Consider the following 17,825-nt stretch of genomic DNA (forward strand, 5'->3'; position numbering starts at 1 on the left):
TTGGAATTTGAAATTGACCTTATTTTATTTTTGACCGGCCGCTTTCAAATCTTGGGTTTTAAAGGTTTAATGGTCATTACCACATCAGTACTAGTAGTGACATTTCTGACACTCCAGGCCGCCGATATCATTAACAGTTACACTGTCTCTTTTACCTTCTTTGATCTCGTCGTGGTATTTCTTATATATGCTATAGAATTTGTTGCCTTCTTCACCTTTACCACCGAAGTTCACTTTAGTAGTACGGTGACAGTTGATACACCAGCCCATGCTCAGGTCAGCAAATTGTTTTACCTCATCCATTTTGGTGATCTCACCATGGCAGGTTTGACATTGTACTTTACCGGCATTTACGTGCTGGGCATGGCTGAAGAATACGTGGTCGGGCAGGTTGTGAATTTTGGTCCACTGAATTTCCTTGCCTTCGCCACTATAAGCTCTCTTAGCGGGATCCCAACCGGCAGCTGCATATATCTTTTGAATTTCATTGGTACCGTTCACTTCTGTTCCGTCTTCGCGGTACAATTTACCGGCAGAACCTGAGTACTCACTGATGGTCATGTGGCAGTTCATACAAACATTCACTGAAGGAATGTTGGCATGTTTACCTTCCATTGCACCACCATGGCAGTACAAACAGTTGATCTGGTTTACACCGGCGTGTACTTTGTGGGAGTAGAAAATAGGTTGTTCGGGTTGGTAGTTCTGGCTACGGCCCAAACCAATGGCGCCTTTCACTATATAATAACCGCCAACTACAAAGAGGATCAGCACTATTAAAGTGATGTAAGATTTGTTGCGGTAGAAAGGGATCGGCTCGTAAGTAGGTACGCCTTCTTTATCGTCAGACAGCTTTTTAAGATTGCTGTTAACGTTCAGCATGATCAATGCTACTACTGCAAGAATCAGGGTTAACACACCATACAGGATGGCGTTGTCTGATTCTTCACCTGGAGTGGTTGGAGTACCTGGAGTTTGTGGGGTAGGGCCAGAAGGACCTTTTTTAAAGGTGGCCTCTACGTAACCAATTACGGCATCAATTTCTTTTTCTGACAGGGATGCAAAGGGAGTCATCACGACACCATTAAACTCCTGTTTCAGCTTCTGGGTATACGGATCAGAAGCCATGAACTTGGTCGGATTATGAACCCACTCATAAATCTTTTTATGGTCAGTCCAGGGGCCACGTGTTGTAACTCCTCCTAATGCCGGTCCGGTCATTGGTTTGAAAACAGAGTGACAGGAAGCGCAATTATCTTTGAATATTGCTTGCCCATCCTGAGCTGTTAACTTATTTCCGAACGACAATAGTAAAAAGAACAATGCACTGAAGAGGGTTCGCTTAACATTTGCTCGATGATCAATCATATTGCTGGATATGATGAAATTATGTGGAAAAATTTCCCGAATTGGGTGCAAAAATAAGTCAGGAATTTAACAAAATCACAACCTGTTCAAAATTTTTTTAATGTAGGCTGGGCGCGGGTTTCAGCCGATTTTACCCCGTTTGTTAATACGGTTCAGCAAGAAATGTCATGATTTTGTCAAGTTGACAACTATTGATTTCTGCTGTATAAAAACGACTTTTCTGATCCCCGAAATTTTCCTGCACTTTTGCGTTCATGTTTCAAAAACTGAAACGCAAATGGAACGTAAATGGCACTCAGTTATTTTTGATACTGTGTGTTTTTGCTATTACCGGCACTACCACCGCCTGGGTAACCAGACAGGCAACCTTCTGGCTGCAACTGGATGCTTCATCGTTTTGGTTCTGGGCCATTAAGATAGCAATACTGATCTTCGGTTACCAGATACTTATCCTTCTTTTCGCATTTCCTTTCGGACAATTCAATTTTTTCTGGAAATATGAAAAGAAGATCCTTAAACGAATGGGCATCCTCAACAGGCAACTGCCAATTGGCAACAGGCAACCCATAAACGACCTAAACGTAGTTAATTATAATAATATGCAGAGCACTTGGAAAGAACAAACCGTCAACATCGCCATTTTTGCATCGGGTGCCGGATCAAACGCGCAAAAGCTGATCGACCATTTCAGGCAACAGGCCGGAATTAAAATAGCATTAATTGTTTGTAACAAACCAGGCGCTGGCGTATTAACCATTGCACAAAAAGAAAATATTCCTGCCTTATTAATAGAGAAGGAACAGTTCTTCAGAGGCAATGCCTACGTCGACGAATTAAAACAACATAATGTTGATTTTATTGTACTTGCCGGGTTTTTATGGAAAGTTCCTGTTGCATTGATCCAGGCATTTCAGCAACGTATTATTAATATACATCCCGCCCTGTTGCCAAATTATGGGGGCAAAGGCATGTATGGCACATTTGTTCATGAAGCCGTAATTGCCGCCAAAGAAAAAGAAAGCGGTATCAGCATTCATTATGTTGATGAATTATATGACCATGGCAAATTGATCTTTCAGGCCCGTTGTACCATCGATGAAAATGATACGGCGGCCAGCCTGGCACAAAAAATTCACGCATTGGAACACGAACATTACCCGTTGGTTGTAGAAAAACTGGCACACGAACTGCAAAATCGCCGTTAAATCCATCCAACGATTTATGTATATTTCAAATTCTTGCAGTAATATCACAAATTCAATTACACCAGCTTGATTTTACAACGGTACATAATTTTAATTTTACTGGTTTGCGGTTCGCTTGCAGGTTTTAGCCAGATACAGATCCAGGTGAAAGGAAAAGTGTTTGACATGACCCAATCAATACCGTTGGTATCAGTGAGTGTAATGAGCACCGGTGGAACCGGCACTGTAACCGATTCACTGGGCCGCTATGAAATATATGTAAAGGAAACCGACTCCATCTGGTTTTCCTATTTAGGCCGGGGTACGCCCAAATACCCGGTAAGTTCTATCCCCAATCAGCAGAATTTTGAAATTTCCCTGCACGTAAATGTTACGGAACTAAAGCCCGTTATGGTAAAGCAACGCAATTACCATCTTGACTCCATTGAAAACCGGCGGGAATATGCCAAGGCGTTCAACTACAAAAAACCCGGACTGGGCATAGTTAAGCCAACAACGCAAAATGCGGCAGTGGGCGTTGACCTCGACCAGCTTATTGACGTTTTCAACTTCCGCAAAAACCGCCGTATGGCGGCATTCAGGGATCGCCTGATGGAGGAAGAAAAAGAGAAATATATTGAACACCGCTTTAACCGCGCCCTGGTTATCAGGCTCACCCAGTTACGTGGCGCCGAGCTCGATACTTTTATGGTGCGCTACAAACCCGATCTCATTTTTATAGAAACGGCCACCGACTACGAGCTGCAGTCGCACATTAAGAAGAGTTTTGAAAAGTACATGAAGCTGAAGCAGATCATGGGCGAGTTGAAGAAAGAGGGAGAGTAAATTAATTAGCTAATATAATAATGAGATCTTGGGTAAAAGCCCGGCAATTGCCAGTCGGTTAATCAACTGGCAATTGCAATCCACTGCATAAACCCGAATACCCAACTCCAAATTACGTATACCTGTTTCTTACTTCTTACCACCCACTTCGGCCTTCTATTATCACAACCTGCCCCAACTTTAATCTGGATGGCCCCTTCTTCTGCCCCGTCGTCCCCTTCCTTTCTTAATGTATTTCTAATTCTTCCGACTACGCCGCAACTTTTCCCAACACTGAATTTTGTTTCAATTATAATACTAACTTCCTGCACTAAACACTTCCTGCTATCATGAAAAAGGTCATAAGCACAATTTCATTTGTCCTTCTATGCTTTGCGGTTTCCTTTTCCCAAACTGCCCATCCCGCGCTCAGCATGGCAACAACGCCCGAGGCCGGCGGGTTTTCAACAAAGCGCTTAGCCCGCATTGATACGGTATTAAAAGAATATGTTGACCAGGGGCGAATGAACGGGGCCGTAGCCATGATCGTTCATGATGGCAAAATCGTATATTATAAAAACTTTGGCTATAACGACCTGGATACCAAAACACCATTGCAAAAAGACGCCATCTTTCGCATTGCCTCCCAAACAAAGGCCATTACCAGCGTTGCGATAATGATGTTGTATGAAGAAGGAAAATTTATGTTGGATGATCCCATCTCCAACTTCATTCCCGAATTCAAAAAGCCCAAAGTGCTTGATAAATACAATAAAGAAGATACTACCTATACTACGGTTCCGGCCAAAAGAGAGATCACTATCCGCGATCTGCTCACGCATACCAGCGGTCTTGGTTATGCACAGATCGGTTCAACCGAAGCCAAAAACATCTACTATAAAGCCGGCATTGTTGGCGGAATTGGCATCCCTGAATTTGTACTGGCCGATAAAATGAAGATCCTCGGCAAATTGCCCTTGTTTCACCAGCCCGGCGAAAAATTCACCTATGGTTTGAATACCGATGTACTCGGTTACCTGGTTGAAGTGGTATCGGGCATGAGCCTGAAAGATTTCCTGCACAAACGCATCTTTGAGCCCCTGGGCATGAAAGACACCTACTTTTATTTGCCTGCAGCTAAACAAAAACGGCTCGCTATATTGTATACAGAAGACAGCAGCACCAAAAAGGCGGTTAAAATGGCGGAGAAATTAAGTTTGTACGGTAATATGTATCGCGATTATCCCAACATGAATGGCACTTACTTTTCGGGCGGCGCCGGTTTATCCTCTACTATATATGATTACGCCATATTCCTGCAAATGTTGCTGAATGGCGGCGAATACAAAGGCAAACGGCTGCTTAGCCATAACAGTGTTCGCATGATGACGATGAACCAGATCGGGGACATCAACCGCGGCCCCAACAAATTCGGACTGGGTTTTGGCCTTACTACTGAAAAGGGAAGCGCCGAGTTACCCACACAGGTAGGCACCTTTGAATGGGGCGGCATGTTCGCTACCACCTATTGGGTTGACCCCAAAGAAAAACTCATCGGTTTGGTGTACCGCAACATATGGCCTACCAGCTGGGGAAATCTCGGTAATCAGTATAAAGTACTGGTATACCAAGCTATGAATTATTAAACCTTAATCTTTCGTAACATGAAAAAATACCTCATCCTCTTTTCCTGCTGCTTACTTTTTGCCAACCTGTTGGCACAGGAAACGCCTTCGTTTGTAAAAGACAGTCTGGACGCGTATGTTGAAAAAGCGCTGACCGACTGGCAAATACCCGGTGTGGCTGTATGCGTGGTGAAAGATGGAAAAGTGGTTGTTATGAAAGGGTATGGCGTTAGAGAATTGGGCACTACTGATAAGGTGGATGAAAACACCTTATTCATGATCGGTTCCAATTCAAAAGCATTTACGGCCACTGCGCTCGCCATGCTGCATGTTGATAAGAAATTATCACTCGATAGCCCCGTAATAAAATATTTACCCGATTTCAAACTCTTTGATCCCTGGGTTACCAAAGAAGCCAACATCCGCGACCTGCTTTGTCACCGGTTGGGGTTCGAAACCTTTCAGGGCGATTTCATGTATTTTGATAGCGACCTCACCACGGCAGAAGTACGGGAAAAATTCGGGCGCGTAAAACCGTTGTACAGTTTTCGCAGCCGCTGGGGTTATACCAATGCCGCTTTTATGACGGCGGGTGAAATTATTCCTAAAGTAAGCGGACAATCCTGGGCTGAATTTTTAAAAGAAAGAATATTCACGCCGCTCGAAATGAACAATACGCTGGCTTTATCGAAAGATATAAGCATGGCCGCCAATAAGGCTTCTGCACATACTGTTGCGCAGGGGGTGTTGAAAAAGATCCCTTATGGAAATATTGACAACCTGGCGCCAGCCGGCAGTATATCGTCGAGTGTAAGCGATATGAGCCACTGGGTACTGGCGCATTTGAATTTTGGAAGGTATAATGATAAACAAGTCATTCCCCAGGGCGCCATCATGCAAACCTGGACGCCCAATTCAATACTCGGCAATGGAGGTCACCGGTTTAACAGGGCCCATTTTTCATTATATGGACTGGGTTGGTTTATGGAAGAATATAGTGGAAGAAAAATTGTATCGCATACAGGTGGCGTTAATGGTTTTGTAACCAGCGTAACCCTGGTGCCCGAAGAAAAGCTGGGCATTCTTGTATTTACCAATACCGATGCCAACCGGTTTTATGAATCGTTGAAGAACGAAATACTCGATGCATATCTGGGTTTGCCTTATAGGAATTATAGCCAGTTACATTTCAACAATTACAAACAGGGAGTGCAAAAAACTGCGCAGTGGTTAAAAAATATGCGCGATACTATTGCCATGAACCGGCCTGCTACCCTGCCCCTTGCCTCGTACGCCGGTAATTATGAACATGAAGTGTATGGTAAAATGACGATCGCAAATGAGAACGGAAAATTGATCGCCCGTTTTGAACACCATCATGGCCGTTTTGCCACGCTGGAACCATTGGGTGGCAACCGTTTTCTGGCCACCTTTAATGATCCGCTGTATGGAATAAGAGAATGGCCGTTTACAACTGATAAAGGGAAAGTAAGATCTGTTACTGTAACAGTCGATGACTTTGTTGAGTTTACACCGTATGAGTTTTACCGGAAATAAGTGACATTCTTTTCAATACATGATAAATACATTAATGAGATCTTCATTGTATATTTCAGGTTGAAAACCTCAGTATATGGATCAACTTAACCTCGGTATAGGAACCCGTTTACAGCACCGGCACCACGGCCCCGGTGTAATTGTAGGTATCAGGTACGCAACCTACCTCATCTCTTTTATTAATCATGGAATAAAGGAGATCGACAAAAACGACAGCCACCTCGAAGAGATCATTCCGGAAAATGTTTCCGAAGAAATAGAAACACACAGCGATGTTGAAAAGTCGTTGTTGAAGATAATGCGCCTGTGGGGCGGCTTTTCAGAAGTTGTTCCGCTGGGCGATCGCTGGCAGGGCGGCATAATGATATTGCAACCGGCCGATAAATCACAGAAAGGAAAAGAAGTGCCTATTGATGTGTTCTTTCACAAGATCGTGATGCTGCGCGACCGGCTGCGGGTGCTTGAACAACAGATCAATGCGCACAAGCAATTGAGCGATGAAGAAAAAGTGAACCTGCAGCAATACATTACCCGCATTTATGGATCGCTGACCACTTTCAATGTATTATTCAGGAATAAAGAACACTGGTTTGTGGGAGAAAAAGGCGCCACGGCCGATTAATGTGTTGTCAATAAAGCTATAGCACTTACTATTATACACAAGTAGTAAGTGCTATGGAAAATATTTTTTCAATGCGTTGGCCACTCCATCTTCATCATTGGAACTGGTAACATCAAAAGCGATCTTTTTTATAGAGTCATCAGCATTGCCCATGGCGATGCCATACCCAACCGTCTGGATCATTTCTTTATCACCCTCGCTGTCGCCAATAGCCATCATGCTTTCCAATGGAATGTTTAGCTGGTTCGACATATATTTCACAGACACCGCTTTTGAACAGGAGTTATCAAATATTTCCAAAGCATTAGCCTGGGTTTTGAAAACATTAACCTCAGGATGTGACCTTAACTTATCAACAATAGCGCTGATCTTTTCAGGAGCATCCCGCAGCATTATCTTTTGAACATTCTCAACTGTAACATTTTCTATTGCTACATATTCTGGTAAAACCTTTGTTGCATTGATCTCCCTTTGTGTAAAGTAATTATCACTATTGACATACCAGTTATCAAAAGAATATACACCTATGTATTCAATGTTGGCATTGATTGCTTCCTGTACAATTTTTGAACTTATAGCTTCCGCAATGAAAGACTTCCTGATTATCGTATTATTATTTAAAATAAGCGCCCCAGTGTAAGCTATTATAGTTTCGTTCAAATTCAGATTGAGAGCTACTGTATTAATTGCCTTTGGCATTCGTGCTGAAATATAGAACATTGGGATATTGTAAGCATCACGAACTCGATGTATTTCTGAAATTACATTTTTGGAGATTACCTTTTGATTTGTTATCAGCGTTCCGTCAATATCAAAAAAAATAGCCCTAATTGCGTGTTTCAAACCTGTTCTCATTTTGGCAAAAATAAGCACTACAGCCAATAGATCAAAGCTGGCATAGGTTTTTTACCATTATTGCTAAAACAATTTATGGATAAATTGGAAATTAAAGGCAACTGGAATAAGTGGAAAGGGAAGATCAAGCAGGCCTATGGAAGCCTTACCGATGATGATATTAAATACGAAGAAGGGAAAGATGAAGAATGGCTGGGCCGTATGCAGAAAAAAACAGGTAAAACCAGGGATGACCTGGTTAAATGGCTGAAATCGCTTGGTTAATACTTATTCCAGATAAAAAAGAAGGGGCTATACGCTCCTTCTTTTTTGTGCGAAACTAAAACCAACCTGAAGCAAAAATCAATTCATTATATCTTATCCCCTCCTGATTGGAATTATGTTTAGTATCCAGGTCTGTTTGCAGTATCCTTCACGTGGCTACTATCCTGGTTAGAACCAGTTACGGGAGGCTGTGGATATGCGTTAGACGGATCAACATGCTGCGCTGCATTTGTTGAATCTGTTGTGGTAGAATCATACCCCTGCCCGCCGGAATTATTTTTATCGCCTCCATTTCCACAATAAATTAATCCGCATAAACCCAGCACGATCAACAGGTGATAAAAAAAAATAGTCTTTTTCATCTGATATTTTTTAATTTTTATTTTGGTCAGATGGATCTTACCATCCCGATAAAATCGGTATGGACGATTCATAAAATACTTTCTTTCCCATACTTATAAAATAATCATTCCAGCCCCGCCCATCGCGGCTGCGGTGTTGTGGAATTTCGTCAACAGAGTGGGTTTCCTTTAAGAGGGGGTTCACCCTGTCAGGCATCAAAGGTGAGCTCTCCGCCACCTTGCACCGGCAAAAAAACGCAGCCGGAAATTCAAAAATGGTTCAGTATTTTTAAGATCAGCTATGAGAAAATTATTTACTGTATTTATCCTTTTTGCCTGCCTAACGGGCAATGCGCAAACAGCCTGCGATATACTTATAAAAAACGGCCGAATCATAGATGGTACCGGCAATTCCTGGTTTTATGGCGATGTAGCCGTAACAGCCGGTAAAATAACCGCTGTTGGAAAGCTTACCGATTATACCGCTCCAAAGATCATTGATGCCAATAAGATGATTGTTGCGCCTGGTTTTATTGATGTGCACGGGCACGTAGAAAGAGACATCTTCGAATGGCCAACAGCCGATAATTATATTTACGATGGCGTCACAACCGTCATAACCGGCAATTGCGGCGGGTCAGCGTTAAATCTGAAAAACTTTTTCAGGCGCATAGACAGTCTGCATCCTTCTATCAATATTGCCTCGCTGGTAGGGCATAATACGGTGCGCGAGAAGGTCATGCACCGCGATAACCGCCTGGCAACAACAACCGAACAACAGCAAATGGAATCACTGGTTGAAGAAGCTATGAAAGATGGCGCGGTTGGCCTTAGCACCGGGCTTATTTATATTCCCGGCACCTTTGCCAATACGGAAGAAGTGGTTGGCCTGGCAAAGGCAGCAGCGCGGTATAACGGCGTGTATGCTTCGCACATCCGCAATGAAGAGAGCAAAGCTGTAGATGCCATCAATGAAGCCATCAATATTGGAAAAGCCGCCAATATTCCCGTTGAGATCTCGCATTTTAAAATAGGCGGTAAAGCCAACTGGGGTACCAGCAATATTACTTTAGGACTGGTACAACAAGCCCGCCTCGAAGGTTGGGATGTTACCATTGATCAGTATCCTTATACTGCCAGCAGCACCAACCTCGGCGTTCGCCTGCCCGACTGGGCATTTGCCGGCGGTAACGATTCCCTTAAAATGCGTTTGCACGATGCCGCGCTAAGGGCGAAGATCAAACAACAAATGCTTGCGCAATTACGCAAATACAAATTTAAAAATTATAGTTATTGCGTAGTGGCCAGTTACGGGGCCGACAGCAGCTACAACGGCAAAAGTATTACCGAGATCAATAAGCTAATGGGCCGAAAGTCAAAAGCTCCTTTTGAAGCAGAAACCATTATGGATATGGTAGAAAAAGGCGGCGCGCAAATGGTTTACCACAGCATGAATGAAGACGATGTGAAATACATTATGCGCTATCCTTTTTGTATGACCGGCGCCGATGCCGGCGTTCCGGTTCCGGGTAAAGGCATGCCGCATCCGCGTGGTTATGGAACCAATGCACGCGTGCTTGGCAAGTATGTACGGGAAGAAAAGGTGATCACCCTCGAAGAAGTCATCCGGCGCATGACCTCGCTGGCCGCGCAAAAATTCCAGTTAAAAGACCGCGGACTGTTGAAAGAAGGTATGGCTGCAGATATTGTAGTATTTGATGATAAAACCGTGAGCGATCATGCCACTTTTGAACAACCGCACCAGTATTCAACCGGGTTTTATTATGTGCTGGTGAACGGTCAGGTAGTGGTGGATAAAGAGAAGCATACGGGAGTGAGAAGTGGTGTGGCATTATTTGGACCCGCCTATAGAAAATAAGTTAGTGCGTTTTTCAGTTATTGAGTAGTTAAGGTGAGTTGCCTTTTAAACTTAATAACTTACGAAATTAATAACTGACTAACTTTAGGCCATGAAGCTGATCATACTCTTGTTATTTCCGGTATCCTTGCTGGCCCAGACCTTTACCCAGGAAGAAATTTCCCGCTGGCAGCAACAGGCAAAACAGGTTACTATCATCCGCGACAAATGGGGCATTCCGCATATATATGGCAAAACCGACGCCGATTGCGTATTCGGGTTACTGTATGCCCAATGTGAAGACGATTTTAAACGAGTAGAAAATAACTACATTGATATTTTAGGCAGAAGCGCCGAAATACAGGGCGAAAAGAACCTGTACACCGATCTGTACACACGATTACTCATCGATTCCGCCGCTGCTATCAGGGATTATAATCGCAGTCCAGACTGGTTAAAAAAATTGCTGCAGTCCTTTGCAGATGGCGTCAATTATTACCTGTATAAAAACCCAACGGTAAAGCCCGCATTGCTCACCCGTTTTGAGCCCTGGTTCCAATTGATGTGGACCGATGGTAGTATTTCGGCCATTCAATCGGGCGGGTTAACCATCGATGAAGTAAAGAAATTCTATACCGGCGATACTGCATCTGCGCCTACGGTTCTAACCAAAAAACCGGAAGACGAAGAAGCGACCGGCTCAAATGGATTTGCACTGGCGCCTTCACGTACGGCCTCGGGCAAGGCCATGTTGTATATCAATCCACATGTGACATTCTATTTCAGGCCCGAAGTACATGTTATCAGTGAAGAAGGACTGAATGCATACGGGGCAGTTACCTGGGGGCAGTTATTCGTTTACCAGGGATTTAATGCGCATTGCGGCTGGATGCATACATCGAGCTATACAGATGTTGCCGATCTGTATGCAGAAAAGATCGTCAAAAAAGGGCGTTCCTTCATTTATATGTACAAAGGGAAAACAATACCGGTAAAGCAACGCCCGGTAACATTGAGCTATAAAGAAGGCGACAGCATAAAATCAATTACCATCAACACCTGGCTTACGCACCATGGGCCCATCATGGGCATCCGCAATGGACAATGGATCAGTGTAAAAGCCAATAACCGGTCGTTGAGTGCCCTTATACAATCGTGGGAGCGCACCAGGGCCAATGGATTTGCTGCGTTCAAAAAGACGATGAATTTGATGTCAAACGCATCGAACAACACGGTGTTTGCCGACGACAGCGGGCATATCGCCTACTGGCATGGCAATTTCATTCCCAGGCGCGATACGGCATATGATTGGACGAAACCGGTTGATGGCAGCATAGAAGCCACTGAATGGAAGGGGCTGCATCCCGTTGATCAAACCATTCACCTGTATGACCCGGCCAGCGGATTTATACAAAACTGCAACAGCACGCCCTTCACCGCATCGGGTAGTAGCAGTCCGAAAAAGGAGATGTATCCGGCGTATATGTCTACCGAGCCGGAGAACTTCCGCGGCATAACCGCAGCCCGATTGCTTGAGAAAGCAAAAAAATTCACGATCGACTCTCTGATAGCCGCGGGATACAACACTTACTTATCAGCCTTTGAAGAATTAATACCTGCATTAATAAATCACTATAAAACCGATCTCACAAAGACGGATTCCATTTATATAAAATTGGCAGAACCGGTTGCCGTATTAAAGAACTGGGACCTGAAGTCGGGCGCCAACTCCATTGCCACTACGCTGGCCATTGAGTGGATACAAAAATTACAATCATTGATAAACCTGGTACGGTTAAACGGAAAAGAAGTTGATCTGGTAACGCGCATACATGAGTATGCAGCCAGCGCCACTGCCTCAGAATTAGCGGGCACTTTGTTGTCGGTAGTGAATGAATTGAATAGCAAATACGGCACCTGGAAAACCAGTTGGGGAACCATCAACCGTTATCAACGGCTCACCGGCAAACTGCAGGAAACCTATGACGACAGCAAGCCCAGTTTGCCCGTAGGTATGGCCGCCAGTACCTGGGGATGTTTACCATCGTATGTAAGCCGGTACAACAACGGCGGATTAAAAAGGTATGGTTACAATGGCAACAGCTTTGTGTGCGCGGTTGAATTTGGGAAGAAGGTAAAGGCCAAATCATTGCTGGCCGGCGGCGAAAGCGGTAATCCCGCATCGAAGCATTTCGGTGATCAGGCGGAGATGTACACCAAAGGTGTTTTTAAGGATGTGTTGTTTTATAAAGAAGATGTAATGAAGGGCATGGAGAAGCAGTATCATCCGGGGGAGGTCAATGAAGAGCCCAAAAAATAATTTATGTCGCCAACTATTACAGATGTAATTGAGAGAATTCAGAACCAAAGAGTTCAACTTGGAATTACTCTTTATCCCAAAGCGTCACCCGAAGATATAGTTGCTTTTGAAGTGATCAGGCAAATAAAACTTCCTGATGATTTTAAGACTTTCTACAGTTTCTGTAATGGGTTTGAATCGGAGGAAGACTTATTCAGAATTATTCCTCTACATGAAATAATAGAAAAAGGATCCTGTGGCTATTTGGAAAGAGAAAAGGATTTTCATTTTGCAGAATACATGATCTACTGTGATATGTGGTCAATTTCTATCAATGATAAGAACAAGAGCTATTCTATATATAACAATAATGGTAAAGTTGCCGTATTGACAAATTCTTTGGCTGAGTTTTTAAACATATTCCTGGATGGAGGTGTATTTGACGGATTGTATAAATGGCAGGAAGAAATCAAACAGAGCCACTAAATAATGAGTTACCCAATAATAGAAATTTCAGGTCCTGATCTGATCAACAAGCTTTGTGTATAAACATGCATAAGTGGGCGCTATATATAACTCCCCGCTTTTTTGACCGCCTTTCCCAATCCGGGATAACCGAAGCTTGACCGAAGCTTAACCGAAGCTAGACCGTAGCTTTTCTGAAAGTATTCCCTAAATGGGAACAATAAATGCAGTAGGGTGGCAAAAATATTCCTTTACCAACTTGGTAAATATATTCGGAAAAAAATCGTATAAGACGGTGGATACTCGAAAATTCTGTTGAACATTACTATCGTTTTCAACTACACTTGCTTCAACAAATGTGAATAACTAAATCTTTACCAAGTTGGTATCAAATTGGTAAATCGATCGGCTTTTCTGCCTCAATTTTGATCTACGCTTATGCAGTGAGTGCGGCAAGCGAAACCGGAAGCTAGCGCCGGAATGCTGCCGTACATCCTGCCTCCCGGCCGGAAAGCGTGGTAACAATTTTATTCCAACATTTTAAAAATTGATTTTATGGCAGAATCTAAAAATAACTACGTCATGCATGGCATGTCGGGGAAATTGGGCAAGCTGCTCGTTTTCCGCCAGCGCGGGGGTAAAACTATTGCGACGGCCATCCCCATCCGCTCCAACGTGTTTACCGAAGGACAATTGGAGATACAAAGTAAATTCAAAGAAGCGGCTTCCTGGGCACGCGGCATCCTGAAGAATACGGAGAACCGCAAGTTCTACAGTTCCCAGGCAACGGGCGGTCAATCGGCCTTCAACATGGCTATAGCCGACTGGTTTACCGATCCCGAGATAAACGAGATCGACACCACAGATTATACCGGTGTGGTTGACAGTGTTATCAAAATAGGAGTGATAGATATCATCAAGGTGCAATCCGTGAAAGTGTCCATCACCACCGCAAGTGGTACGCTGGTGGAAGAAGGCAGCGCTGTTTTTGATGCCAATAGCCAGCAATGGTTGTATACGGCCGTTCAAAACAATGCAACGCCTGTAGGTTCGCACATTAAAGCAACGGCTACCGACAAACCGGGCAACAGCCATTCGCTCGAAAAGGTGATAGAACCTTCTTAAACTGATGTTTCGTTTTTGTCATTGAAAGGACTGCCCCTGGTAAAACGGGGGCGGTTTTTTATTTGTAATGTTTTATAAAAAGATACTATCCGTCGATGGGCGCTGAATTAGTGAGTAAGTCCTATTATAAAAGGGCGCTTCAGGAGTGTGCAGTCGATTTGCTATGCAAAATATTCATCCAACAACTTCAGCATCATTGATACCGTTATTTGCTTTATCATTCCTAATGCTTTTATTCTTACTTCCAAGCCAATAACCCAAAGCGGTAGTAATAATATATCCTGAGCCTTGTAAAAATTTATATGCAAACTGTTCTTTTCCTAAACAAATCCATGTGGTTAAAAAGCCCATTACAACAACTAATAATAATCCTACGATCCAACCAATTTTAGCTAAAGTTTTTCTATTCTCTGCAGGCTGATGCGATAAATAGAATACCTGGTGATCCAATGTTCTTTCAGCATACTTGGCATTTAACTCCAATTGCTTTTCCTTTAATTGGAGTTCTTTCGCATCATTTACCGTTTTTTGCTTCTGAACTTCAATAAAGTCTCGTAGAAGTTCTGGAGTAAGATCAAAATCAGGTGTTTGGGCGGAAGTATTTGGATGCATATTTTAATTCGACATAAATTTTTCCAAAACCCGATGAGCCGAGTTTTGGGGGAATAATTTTTACTTTTTCGATTGAATCCCTGTTTGCTTGTTCTTTAATAAACTTCAAATAACCCGCTGGGCTGAAGATGTGAGTTAGTTTATTTTCGTAAGTTATATGCATAATGCCTGTTTGGAAAGGATTATGTAATAAAGAATATTACTAAGTTAGGCAATTACGTGAGAGTATTAGCAATTACGCAAAGAAATTGACGAAAGTTAATTATGATAGAGGTTAGAAACCGATTTGCAGCCTATAGATGAAATACATTACTACTAACCATTACCTTATGACTTCAATTACATGAGCAGTCTGACTTATCTTTTTACATGTATCAATACATAAATCTCTTTCATATGCTGTTGACAATATTATACTTCGTGCAATTACATCGCCATTGGGTGTAACAAATCTAAAAAAATAATCTCCCTTAGCACGTGCTATTTCCTCATAAAATTCATTGTATTTTCCATACTTTCTTATGATTTCTATAGTATCCAAACATAAGCCTTCTGTAAGATATGGATTTGAATAGAGAATGGGGAGTCCATTTGCCATATACAATGAAAAATTATAAAATCCGTTTTCATCTTTCCAATATTTAAAAGCTTCTTTACTAGCTAATTCGTCGTCTACAATATCAGTAATCTCAGAACTGATTTTCTCTATTTCTTCTAAGGTTTTATTAGCAATATCAAGTTTTAATATTTCCTTAGCTTTATACAAAAAATCGCTAAAAGTATATGCCCAAAACTGTTTTCCAGTTTTCAATTTAAATTCTAAGATCAAATCATCCTTGGGGATTTCCTTTTTATTCCACCAGTCTTCTTTAATATCATTAGTCACAAAAATTATTGGAATATTTAATTTTTGAGCTAATTCAATTACTTGATTCCATATTATTAAATCTCCAAATTTTTGAATTCCATCCTTTTTATCCTTCCCAATAGCATCTTGATAACCAGGGGGGAATTTTGTTTTCGAACCTACTCCTAGAATCGCTAATTATATTATTGATTCTTGCAAAATCATACTCTTCAGTAATCTTAAAGCATTTTGAGACTGATGGTATACATCATCATCTTCTTCCAGTCGTTTTAATTCAACACCTCTTTTCTTAATTTCCTTGTCAAATTCTTTTTGAAAATTTTCGAATTCAGTTTTAAGAGAGTCAATTGTTTTATATACTGGATCAAATAAATTTTGATCTATAAATGGATGTATATGTTCGTTTCCTGTTTTCTGTTTTATCTCCTGGATTCTAGTTTTTAAAACATTAATACACTCATCTATAGGATTTATTTGTTCCTTTTTTAAACCAGAATACTTTTCAGAATAAACCTTTCGAATTACGGATTCTCTATTTTTTAAGTATTCGTAGCAAGTATGATTTGCTAACCATAAACGATCCTTTAAATTAGAAAATAATTTTGTACAGATTTGTTGACGAGTTTGTTCTGAATAATAATAAATCTCCAATATCGAAGATGTATCAAATACAAACGCAGCCTTTTTCCAAAGCTCCTTTTCAATTTCCCCAGAAATTCTGAAAAAGGAATTAAATTCATCCAATGTCATAGAATACTTTTATTATTTCTTCGCCAACAAAACTCACCCCACACATTCTCGAGTATGCCTAGGTTAACTACTAAGATTATAGATTCTATTTTTTCTCTAACATCTTTTCCAGTAGCGCTACCTTTTCCCGCTCACTTTTAAGTAAAGCTTCATACAACTCAATTATCTTTTCTATTGGATTTATATTACACAGATAATTGTTATTGTTGGCTGAATTATCATGCCAGCTATTGTTCTGAATATTAAATATGACAGCATCCTCGCTAAAGTTCCTTATAGCCTCAACAGGGACCTTCAATACTTTAGCTATTTCTTCCAGAACTGCGGGGTCAATATATTCTCTTTGTTCCAATAAAGATATTTTCTGCTGGTTAAAGCCTAATGCATCGGCCAATACTTCCTGTTTTATGCCGAGTATTTCCCGTAAGCGTTTAACATTATGACCTTCATGAATTTTACCTGGTAGTGGGTTTATTGACATAACGGTAAAGTTATATATTAAAAGTACAATTTAATCCGGTAAAAAACATACAGAACCGTATACTTTACACGGGCAAAATGTAAAATACATAAGGGCTTTGTGGTTATTTCGTTTATCCAACCCCAATAGAAAGCTATCGGTTTTATAAACTCTGTTTAATAGCACATCATTTAATAACCTTTTATTAAACGTTGTACTATGACCAAAATTCTTGAACTAACCGTCGCAAAGCTGGTTCGAATGCCTATTCACGACGAGCAGCAGATTGCAACTGATCCGCTCATTGGCTTTTACGACAAAACCTTCACCTTTTTTAACAATCATCAGCCCGGTAAACTGGCCAAAGACCTGTACAAGCTCATCTTTGCCCTCATGGAACACCAGGCGAATAATGAACAGGCGGTAAACTTTGCCAGTTCTCTATACGATATAAAACAGTTGCTTCAATTACTTGAAGTGGCCGACCCAATGCAACAAACTGGCGAACTGTTCAATCAATCCATTTTAGATTCTGCAACTGAGTTCATGCACGAAAACAGTCCCACAAACCTCAGTTGTAACCTGTGCCGGATCCTCCTTGAGTTTATGCGGTATGAACTGCAAATTGGTTACCCCTCCTTTATTAATGAATTTCTACCCGCTGTAATGGCATTGCTTGAATGGTTGAATGCCGGCGCCTGCCTCATGAAGGCTAAGCCGGTAATTGAGGAAATATAATTACACAAT

At 41.8% G+C, this 17,825-nt stretch carries 16 protein-coding genes and 1 pseudogene; 11 read left to right on the top strand and 6 right to left on the bottom strand.

All coding sequences use genetic code 11. The annotated features are described in order from the left end of the window. Positions 1-90: 90 nt before the first annotated feature. Complete coding sequence (locus tag A3860_RS02035) at positions 91-1,368, bottom strand: c-type cytochrome (protein ID WP_081144859.1); 1,278 nt, start codon at positions 1,366-1,368, stop codon at positions 91-93. A 254-nt stretch (positions 1,369-1,622) separates the two neighbouring features. Between A3860_RS02035 and purN the strand changes: the two genes are divergently transcribed. The 5 genes from purN to A3860_RS02065 all read left to right on the top strand — a co-directional run bounded on the left by purN (position 1,623) and on the right by A3860_RS02065 (position 7,181). After that, entirely contained in the window at positions 1,623-2,573 is a 951-nt protein-coding gene (purN, locus tag A3860_RS41815; protein WP_245843454.1) for a phosphoribosylglycinamide formyltransferase, read from the top strand. Between the two features lie 156 nt (positions 2,574-2,729). Beyond that, a complete protein-coding gene (locus A3860_RS02045; RefSeq protein WP_262497276.1) occupies positions 2,730-3,398 on the top strand; it encodes a hypothetical protein in 669 nt (222 codons plus the stop codon). Between the two features lie 329 nt (positions 3,399-3,727). Then, on the top strand, positions 3,728-5,023 hold the full coding sequence (locus tag A3860_RS02055) for a serine hydrolase domain-containing protein (protein WP_081144862.1): 1,296 nt from the start codon (positions 3,728-3,730) through the stop codon (positions 5,021-5,023). 18 nt (positions 5,024-5,041) lie between these two features. After that, positions 5,042-6,559 carry a serine hydrolase gene (locus A3860_RS02060; protein ID WP_081144863.1) on the top strand — a complete coding sequence of 506 codons (1,518 nt, stop codon included), beginning with the start codon at positions 5,042-5,044 and terminating at the stop codon, positions 6,557-6,559. Positions 6,560-6,635: 76 nt separating this feature from the next. Next, entirely contained in the window at positions 6,636-7,181 is a 546-nt protein-coding gene (locus A3860_RS02065) for a hypothetical protein (RefSeq protein WP_081144864.1), read from the top strand. 51 nt (positions 7,182-7,232) lie between these two features. Here the strand turns inward: A3860_RS02065 and A3860_RS02070 are convergent, their stop codons facing one another. Beyond that, complete coding sequence (locus A3860_RS02070) at positions 7,233-8,024, bottom strand: Cof-type HAD-IIB family hydrolase (protein ID WP_158085118.1); 792 nt, start codon at positions 8,022-8,024, stop codon at positions 7,233-7,235. Positions 8,025-8,111: 87 nt separating this feature from the next. On the opposite strand from A3860_RS02070, the gene A3860_RS02075 reads away from it, so the two are divergent. Continuing rightward, positions 8,112-8,300 carry a CsbD family protein gene (locus A3860_RS02075; protein WP_081144866.1) on the top strand — a complete coding sequence of 63 codons (189 nt, stop codon included), beginning with the start codon at positions 8,112-8,114 and terminating at the stop codon, positions 8,298-8,300. 119 nt (positions 8,301-8,419) lie between these two features. Here the strand turns inward: A3860_RS02075 and A3860_RS02080 are convergent, their stop codons facing one another. Continuing rightward, positions 8,420-8,662 (bottom strand): hypothetical protein, encoded by a 243-nt coding sequence (locus tag A3860_RS02080; RefSeq protein WP_081144867.1) that lies wholly within the window; start codon positions 8,660-8,662, stop codon positions 8,420-8,422. Between the two features lie 280 nt (positions 8,663-8,942). On the opposite strand from A3860_RS02080, the gene A3860_RS02085 reads away from it, so the two are divergent. The 4 genes from A3860_RS02085 (at position 8,943) to A3860_RS02100 (ending at position 14,388) form a co-directional block, all read left to right on the top strand. Continuing rightward, entirely contained in the window at positions 8,943-10,520 is a 1,578-nt protein-coding gene (locus tag A3860_RS02085; protein ID WP_081144868.1) for an N-acyl-D-amino-acid deacylase family protein, read from the top strand. 91 nt (positions 10,521-10,611) lie between these two features. Beyond that, positions 10,612-12,819, top strand: a complete 2,208-nt coding sequence (locus A3860_RS02090; RefSeq protein ID WP_081144869.1) for a penicillin acylase family protein — start codon at positions 10,612-10,614, stop codon at positions 12,817-12,819. Positions 12,820-12,822: 3 nt separating this feature from the next. Next, positions 12,823-13,284: an SMI1/KNR4 family protein gene (locus A3860_RS02095; RefSeq protein ID WP_081144870.1), complete on the top strand. Its 462-nt coding sequence runs from the start codon at positions 12,823-12,825 to the stop codon at positions 13,282-13,284. A 534-nt stretch (positions 13,285-13,818) separates the two neighbouring features. Beyond that, complete coding sequence (locus tag A3860_RS02100; RefSeq protein WP_081144871.1) at positions 13,819-14,388, top strand: hypothetical protein; 570 nt, start codon at positions 13,819-13,821, stop codon at positions 14,386-14,388. A 174-nt stretch (positions 14,389-14,562) separates the two neighbouring features. On the opposite strand, the gene A3860_RS02105 is transcribed toward A3860_RS02100, so the two are convergent. From A3860_RS02105 to A3860_RS02125, 3 genes and pseudogenes are all read right to left on the bottom strand, one after another. Continuing rightward, a complete protein-coding gene (locus A3860_RS02105) occupies positions 14,563-15,000 on the bottom strand; it encodes a hypothetical protein (protein ID WP_081144872.1) in 438 nt (145 codons plus the stop codon). 322 nt (positions 15,001-15,322) lie between these two features. Beyond that, a pseudogene (locus A3860_RS42020) lies at positions 15,323-16,618 on the bottom strand (PIN-like domain-containing protein). A gap of 85 nt (positions 16,619-16,703) precedes the next feature. Further along, complete coding sequence (locus A3860_RS02125) at positions 16,704-17,099, bottom strand: helix-turn-helix domain-containing protein (RefSeq protein WP_081144876.1); 396 nt, start codon at positions 17,097-17,099, stop codon at positions 16,704-16,706. Between the two features lie 198 nt (positions 17,100-17,297). On the opposite strand from A3860_RS02125, the gene A3860_RS02130 reads away from it, so the two are divergent. Beyond that, on the top strand, positions 17,298-17,816 hold the full coding sequence (locus tag A3860_RS02130) for a hypothetical protein (protein WP_081144877.1): 519 nt from the start codon (positions 17,298-17,300) through the stop codon (positions 17,814-17,816). The last annotated feature ends 9 nt before the right edge of the window (positions 17,817-17,825 follow it).

The sequence above is a fragment of the Niastella vici genome (genome assembly GCF_002077945.1).
In the GTDB taxonomy this organism is placed as follows: Bacteria; Bacteroidota; Bacteroidia; order Chitinophagales; family Chitinophagaceae; genus Niastella; species Niastella vici.